Origin of the sequence: Corallococcus sp. AB018 (genome assembly GCF_003986945.1) — a bacterium.
GTDB classification, from domain to species: domain Bacteria; phylum Myxococcota; class Myxococcia; order Myxococcales; family Myxococcaceae; genus Corallococcus; species Corallococcus exiguus.
In genome coordinates this window covers 1-6,212 of sequence record NZ_RAWR01000353.1, presented here as the reverse complement: position 1 = coordinate 6,212, position 6,212 = coordinate 1, and the positions used below count along the sequence as shown (strand labels likewise).

Here is a 6,212-nt window from a genome sequence, read left to right as displayed (position 1 = left end):
CCCCCGCCGCCGCCGCCCGCGCCGCCCGCGAAGAAGCTGACGCGCAAGGAGCGTGAGGCCGAGGCGAAGCGCCAGCGCGCGGAGGAGGCCCGCCTCAAGCGCGAGGAGGAACAGCGCAAGAAGGACGAGGAGGAGCAGCGCAAGAAGGACGAAGAGGCGAAGCGCAAGGCGGACGAAGAGGCGAAGCGCAAGGCGGACGAAGAGGCCCGGCGCAAGCGCGAGGAAGAGAAGAAGCGCCCCAAGCTCGACGAAGACGATCTCCGGAACTACTAGCCATGCGCCGCCTTTCATCGCTCATCGTTCCCTCGGCCCTCGCCCTGGGCCTGTCCGCCTGCAGCCTGCTCGTCAGCTTCGACCCCGAAGGGCAGCCCTGCGACCGCGGTCAGTGCCTGGAGGGCTACGTCTGCCGCAACGAGGTCTGCACCTCCGAGGACGGCACCCCCACCGACGCCGGCACGACCGACGCCGGCACCAGTGACGCCGGCACCACCGACGCCGGTGACGGCACGGACGCCGGCCTCACGGATGGCGGTCTGCTGACCGACGGCGGCGTCCGCGACGGGGGCTGAAGTCCCGCGCCGGGCCCGGCGTCACCGGTCGCCAGTCACGGCGCCGGTGACGGGGCCCTGATGCCGTTGTTCCGCCGCGCCTTGCGTCCCTGTCTCCAGGGTCCCAGGGCGCGGTGCCCTGTAAACACTCCCGCACGTGGCCACCGGGCCGCGCCGTGTCCCGCCGGACACGGCTGCCTGCCGCTCGGCGCCACCGCGAAACCCCTGTCATTCCAGCGACTTGAACGCGACGTCCGCGCCGGGAAGCACTTCCGGTGCGTGGCATCATCCGTGCTCTCACGCAGGCCCAAGGAGGCATCATCGACATGGGCAAGCGCGTGGGAGTGCTGATGGGCGGGTGGGGCGAGGAGCGGGAGATTTCGCTCAAGACGGGGGAGGCCGTGGTGGCGGCCCTGGAGACCCTGGGGCACACCGTCACCCGCGTCTTCGCGGGCCCGGGCCTGGACCGGGCGCTGCGCGCGGCGGACATCGACGTGGCCTTCCTCGCGCTGCACGGCCGCATGGGCGAGGACGGCCGCGTGCAGGGCCTGCTGGAGCTGCTGGAGATTCCGTACACCGGCTCCGGCGTGCTGGCCTCCGCGCTGGCCATGGACAAGCCCATGGCGAAGAAGCTCTTCCAACTGCACAGCCTGGCCTCGCCCATGGGCTACCGGGTGGCCCGCGAGGACGCGGAGCGCGCGCTGGAGCTGCACGGCGACAGCGGCTTCCCCTGCGTGGTGAAGCCCGCCAAGGGCGGCTCGTCCGTGGGCCTGTCCGTGGTGCACGACGCCGGGGCGCTGGTACCCGCGGTGGTCCAGGCGTGCCGCTTCGGCGGTGAGGCCCTGGTGGAGCGCTTCGTCCAGGGCCAGGAGGTGACGGTGGGCATCCTCGGCGACAGCGTGCTGGGCAGCTGCGAGGTGTCCTACCCGCGCGAGGGCTTCGACTACGAGGCCAAGTACAAGGGCGGCGGCGCCCAGTACTTCCTCCCGCCCCGCCTGTCCGACACCCGTCGCGTCAACGTGGAGTCGCTCGCGCTCGCCGCGTACCGCGCCCTGGGCTGCCGGGGCTACGGCCGCGTGGACCTGATGTGTTCCGACACGGAGAACGACGTGGTGCTGGAGGTGAACACCCTGCCGGGCTTCACGCCCGTCAGCCTCCTGCCGAAGATCGCCGCCCGCGCCGGCCTGGACTTCCCCTCGCTGGTGCAAGGCGTGCTGGACCGCGCCACCCGCGACGAGCCCCATGTCACCGAGGCCGCGCCCCTCGCGCCCACCGCTCCCGTGCCCCTGCGCGTCGCGCGCTAGGTCCTCTGGCGCGCGGAGCACCTGGGACGTCGTCTCGGCATCGCCCCGACGCAGGGAAGCAGAGGGTGACAACCTGCGTCAAAACCGCCGTTCAAAGCCTCTCGAATCCGGGGAATAGTTTGACACGACCCGGGTGGCTCCCTATTGTCCGCCGGCGATCAGTAGCCGGAAGGTCAAAGCCCAGTCTTTACGGGCACATACGGGGCGGGGCTCAGCAGACCCACAGGCGGCGGTCAGCGTGAGCGGTCGGTCGGCATGCCGCCACGTCTGGTTGGACCGCTGGCGCCAGTGCCAGCGGGAGGGGCTGAGCGTCACCGATGACCACCGTTGAGATCATCTTCCTGGCAGTCTACTTCAGCTTGCTGAGCGTGCTGGGAGTCTACGGCTCCCACCGCTACCGCATGGCGTTTTTGTATTACCGCCACAAGTTCAAGCTGCCGACGCCCAACGGCACGCTGAAGGCGCTGCCCAAGGTCACCATCCAGCTGCCCATCTTCAACGAGATGTACGTGGTGGAGCGCCTGGTGGAGTCGGTGTGTCGCATCGACTACCCGCGCGAGCTGCTGGAGATTCAGCTGCTGGACGACTCCACGGACGAGACGTGCGGCATCGCGCGCGCGTGCGTGGAGCGCCACCGGCAGAAGGGCCACGACATCGTCTACATCCACCGCGTCAACCGCCAGGGCTTCAAGGCGGGCGCGCTGGAGAACGGCCTCAAGCTGGCCTCGGGCGAGTACGTGGCGGTGTTCGACGCGGATTTCGTCCCCAGCCCCGACTTCCTGATGCGCACGGTGCCCTTCTTCGCGGACGCGAAGGTGGGCATGGTGCAGGTGCGCTGGGGTCACCTGAACCGTGAGTTCTCCATCCTCACGCAGGCGCAGAGCATCTTCCTGGACGGGCACTTCATCATCGAGCACACCGCGCGCAACCGCGCCGGCTGCTTCTTCAACTTCAACGGCACCGCGGGCATCTGGCGCCGCACGACCATTGGCGACGCGGGCGGCTGGCAGCACGACACGCTCACGGAAGACCTGGACCTGTCCTACCGCGCCCAGCTGAAGGGCTGGCAGTTCATCTTCCTGCCGGAGGTCATCTCCCCCGCGGAGGTGCCGGTGGACATGAACGCCTTCAAGAGCCAGCAGCACCGCTGGGCCAAGGGCTCCATCCAGACGGCGAAGAAGCTGCTGCCCACCATCCTCAAGAGCGACCTGCCGCTCCTGGTGAAGCGCGAGGCCTTCTTCCACCTCACCAACAACATGGCCTACCTGTTGATGGTGCTCCTGTCCGTGCTGATGCCCATCAGCATGGTGGTGCGCTTCCAGCACGGCCTGTACGGCACGCTGTTCCTGGACCTGCCGTTCTTCATCACCGCGACGGCCAGCGTCTGCGTCTTCTACGTGGCCGCCCAGCGCGAGCGCGGCGTGAAGGGCTGGGAGCGCTTCAAGTACCTGCCCTTCCTGATGAGCCTGGGCATTGGCCTGGCCATCAACAACGCGAAGGCCGTGGGCGAGGCGCTGCTCAACCAGCAGTCGGGGTTCGCGCGCACGCCGAAGACGGGCGCCGAGGGCAAGAACGTCAAGGCCGTGAAGAAGAGCTACCGGGGCAGCAAGACGCTGATGCCGGTGGTGGAGCTGCTCTTCGCCGCGTACTTCACCGGGGCGCTGTGGTTCGCCATCGACTCGCGCATCTACACGTCGGTGCCCTTCATCATCCTGTTCCTGGCGGGCTTCCTCTACGTGGGCATGTCCAGCCTGATGCAGGGTCTGGCGGGCCGCCGGACGAAGGTGCCGGACGCCGCCCCCGCGGTGACGTCCTCCGAGGAGCAGCCGCGTCAGGCGGCCTGAGCCGTTCACACCGCTTCCGCTGTTCACCTCGCGCCGCCGCTTCCCTCCTGGACTCCAGGCGGGGAGGGCGGCGCGGTGCTTTCCTGCCTGTGGCTCGGGGGGACTACAGGCCCGCGTCGGGCGCGCCTCGCAGCAGCACCTGTTCCTGGCGCACGGGCGCGGGGCCGGAGGTCGCGGGACGGCAGCCCTCGTCGATGGCGGTGCTGGACGCGGCCCTCAGCGTGAGGCCGGCGTTGGTGCAGGCCACGGCCTCCGTGGGGAAGGCGACGGGGCAGGGCGTCCCGGAGGCGCTGAAGCCGGTGGCGCGCGTCTCGCCCACGAAGCCCTCGGGTGTTCGGGTGAGGACGATTCCCACGGAGCCCGCGTCCGGGGACTCCACGCCGCCGTCCGCCCACGCGCGCACCACCGCGAGTGAAAGGGTGCGGCCGTCGTCCTGGCCCAGGTAGCGGAAGGCCGGGTTCTGCGCGTGGTGGTAGTCGCCGGACAGGTCCTTCTCACAGCCGGGCGGCACGTGGATGGGAGGTGGCACGGAGGCGGCGTGGGTCTCCACCCGGGGTGGGGCCTTGCCCGGACAGGCCGCGAGCGAGAGGACACAGAGGCCAAGGGGGAGGGTGACGAGGGCGCGGTGCATGGGGCGCGGATATTCTCCCAACGGACGTCCCGGTGGGACGGTGTTTGCTTCCCCTGGGATGACTCTCTAACCTTCGGCCCGACATGAGTCTTCGCCGCTTCGCCATCCTGTCGCTCGTCGCCACCCTGGCCCTGCCGTCCGCGGCGTTCGCCCAGGACATTGATGATCTCCTGGGCCCCTCGGAGACGAAGCCCACGAAGCCCAAGGGCACCAAGGCCAAGCCCGCGAAGCCGCCGAAGCCGACGGCCAAGCGCAAGACGCCGCCCAAGAAGGAGAAGCTGGGCGCGCGCAAGGGCAAGACGGGCAAGAACGCCGCCACGGCCACCGTCGAGGCCCCGGTCCCCGCGAAGGCCACGCTCGCGCTCAAGCTGGGCAGCAACGCGCGCGGCGCGAAGGTGATGGTGGACGGCGAGGAGGTGAACCCTCAGACGCCGCTGGAGCTGACGCCGGGGGAGCACACCGTCATCGCCCGCCGTCAGAACTATTCGGAATTCAACCAGCAGGTGACGCTGGCGCCGGGGCTGACCACGGAGCTGATCATCTCGCTGGACGCGGCCACGGGCTTCGCCACCCTGCGCGCGGACGTGCCCCGCGTGGGGGTGTACGTGGACGGGACGCGCGTGGGCACCACCAACATGGAGAACTACCCCCTGTCGCAGGGGCCGCACGTCATCGAGTTCCGCGCGCCGGGGCTCAAGGACGTGAAGAACATCACCGTGCGCGCCGGCCAGCTCTATGTCGTGGAGGGGCGGCTGCGTCCCTCCTCGGATGTCCCGACGGCGGTGGCTCAGGCGGACGATGCGCCGCGCTCGACGGTGCTGGAGCCCTCGAAGCCCGCGGAGCCGCCGGTGGACCAGCCGGGTCTGGCGCTGGGCACCGAGCAGCCGCCGGAGGTGAAGGAGAGCACCAGCAAGTCCTGGTACCAGAAGTGGTACGTCTGGGTGGGCGTGGGCGTGGTGGCCGCCGCCGCGGCGGGCGCTGGCGCCTACGCGGTGACCCGGGGCCCCGCGGAGCTCACCCCGAACGAAGTGTGCGGCGGGGCGTGTGACGGTGCCATCGGGTTCCAGGGCCTGCGCCCGGCGATGCCCGCGAACGGCGTGCGCTTCTGACGACGCGCGGGGCGGACGTCCACGTCCGCCCCTGCTTGCGCGGAGCTTCGGGGCCGCTCAGTGGCCCCGCAGGTCGTCCTCGGCGCGGCCCGCGCCGGGTTCCAGCCGCAGGAAGACGTTCGTCACGCGGCCCACGCCCCAGTAGTCCAGCGCGGTGGCGCGGAGGCGGAAGGGCTCGGACTCCGGCAGCAGGCCGCTGAGGTCCACTTCGTTGGCCTCGAAGCTGAAGGCGCGGCGGCCCACGTTGTCCACCTGCTCGTTGCCGATGAAGACGCTGTCCGCGAAGCCCACGGCCGCGCGGCGCGACACCTTCCCCTTCGTGTCCAGCACCTCCAGCAGGAGGAAGTTGTCCACGGCGAAGCCCTGCTTGCAGGCCGCGTCCCCACACAGGGTCGCCTTGGCACCGTCCAGCAGCAGCTGCGGCGTCTCGCCGGTGGCGACGACGCGCGGCGTGCGCTCGCCCTCGCGGGTGTCCACCTCCACGTCCTCGCGTCGCTGCTCCAGGCGGGCCGTCTCGCGCTCCGGCGTGGCGGTCAGCAGCTGGACCGAGCGCGGTTCGGGCGGCGCGGCGGCGGTGGACGGGGGAACCTGCTTCGCGCAGGCCAGGAGGCTCAGCGCGGCGGCGGAGAGGGTCAACGTTCGCGAGTGGCGCACCCGGAGGCTTGTAGCGAGCGGCCCTGGACGGGGTCAATTAGCATGCCCCCCATGCGGACCCTCCCCGGATGGTGGCTGCTGTGCGCGTTGGCCGCGGGCCCCGTGGCCGCGGCGACACCTCC

Annotated in this window: 6 protein-coding genes and 1 pseudogene; 5 read left to right on the top strand and 2 right to left on the bottom strand. The window is 70.6% G+C overall.

Features of this window, described 5'->3' with window-relative positions; translation table 11 throughout:
• The 4 genes and pseudogenes from D7Y11_RS41050 to D7Y11_RS41035 form a co-directional block, all read left to right on the top strand.
• Window positions 1–273 (top strand): annotated as a pseudogene (locus D7Y11_RS41050) (PEGA domain-containing protein); the annotation flags it as partial.
• Window positions 274–275: 2 nt separating this feature from the next.
• Entirely contained in the window at window positions 276–569 is a 294-nt protein-coding gene (locus tag D7Y11_RS41045) for a hypothetical protein (protein WP_126936398.1), read from the top strand.
• 305 nt (window positions 570–874) lie between these two features.
• On the top strand, window positions 875–1,852 hold the full coding sequence (locus D7Y11_RS41040; protein WP_126936399.1) for a D-alanine--D-alanine ligase: 978 nt from the start codon (window positions 875–877) through the stop codon (window positions 1,850–1,852).
• A 317-nt stretch (window positions 1,853–2,169) separates the two neighbouring features.
• Complete coding sequence (locus D7Y11_RS41035; RefSeq protein WP_120581133.1) at window positions 2,170–3,696, top strand: cellulose synthase family protein; 1,527 nt, start codon at window positions 2,170–2,172, stop codon at window positions 3,694–3,696.
• A gap of 103 nt (window positions 3,697–3,799) precedes the next feature.
• On the opposite strand, the gene D7Y11_RS41030 is transcribed toward D7Y11_RS41035, so the two are convergent.
• Window positions 3,800–4,327 (bottom strand): hypothetical protein, encoded by a 528-nt coding sequence (locus D7Y11_RS41030; RefSeq protein WP_120581134.1) that lies wholly within the window; start codon window positions 4,325–4,327, stop codon window positions 3,800–3,802.
• 83 nt (window positions 4,328–4,410) lie between these two features.
• Here D7Y11_RS41030 and D7Y11_RS41025 point away from each other — a divergent pair, with 83 nt between their 5' ends.
• A complete protein-coding gene (locus tag D7Y11_RS41025) occupies window positions 4,411–5,436 on the top strand; it encodes a PEGA domain-containing protein (protein WP_126936397.1) in 1,026 nt (341 codons plus the stop codon).
• Window positions 5,437–5,493: 57 nt separating this feature from the next.
• Here the strand turns inward: D7Y11_RS41025 and D7Y11_RS41020 are convergent, their stop codons facing one another.
• Window positions 5,494–6,090, bottom strand: a complete 597-nt coding sequence (locus D7Y11_RS41020) for a hypothetical protein (RefSeq protein WP_120581136.1) — start codon at window positions 6,088–6,090, stop codon at window positions 5,494–5,496.
• Window positions 6,091–6,212: the final 122 nt, after the last annotated feature.

Excerpts from the sequence above, each read along its gene's own strand:
- D7Y11_RS41045 (WP_126936398.1), top strand. The coding sequence starts at position 276 with ATGCGCCGCCTTTCATCGCTCATCGTTCCCTCGGCCCTCGCCCTGGGC.
- D7Y11_RS41040 (WP_126936399.1), top strand. The coding sequence starts at position 875 with ATGGGCAAGCGCGTGGGAGTGCTGATGGGCGGGTGGGGCGAGGAGCGG.
- D7Y11_RS41035 (WP_120581133.1), top strand. The coding sequence starts at position 2,170 with ATGACCACCGTTGAGATCATCTTCCTGGCAGTCTACTTCAGCTTGCTG.
- D7Y11_RS41030 (WP_120581134.1), bottom strand. The coding sequence starts at position 4,327 with ATGCACCGCGCCCTCGTCACCCTCCCCCTTGGCCTCTGTGTCCTCTCG.
- D7Y11_RS41025 (WP_126936397.1), top strand. The coding sequence starts at position 4,411 with ATGAGTCTTCGCCGCTTCGCCATCCTGTCGCTCGTCGCCACCCTGGCC.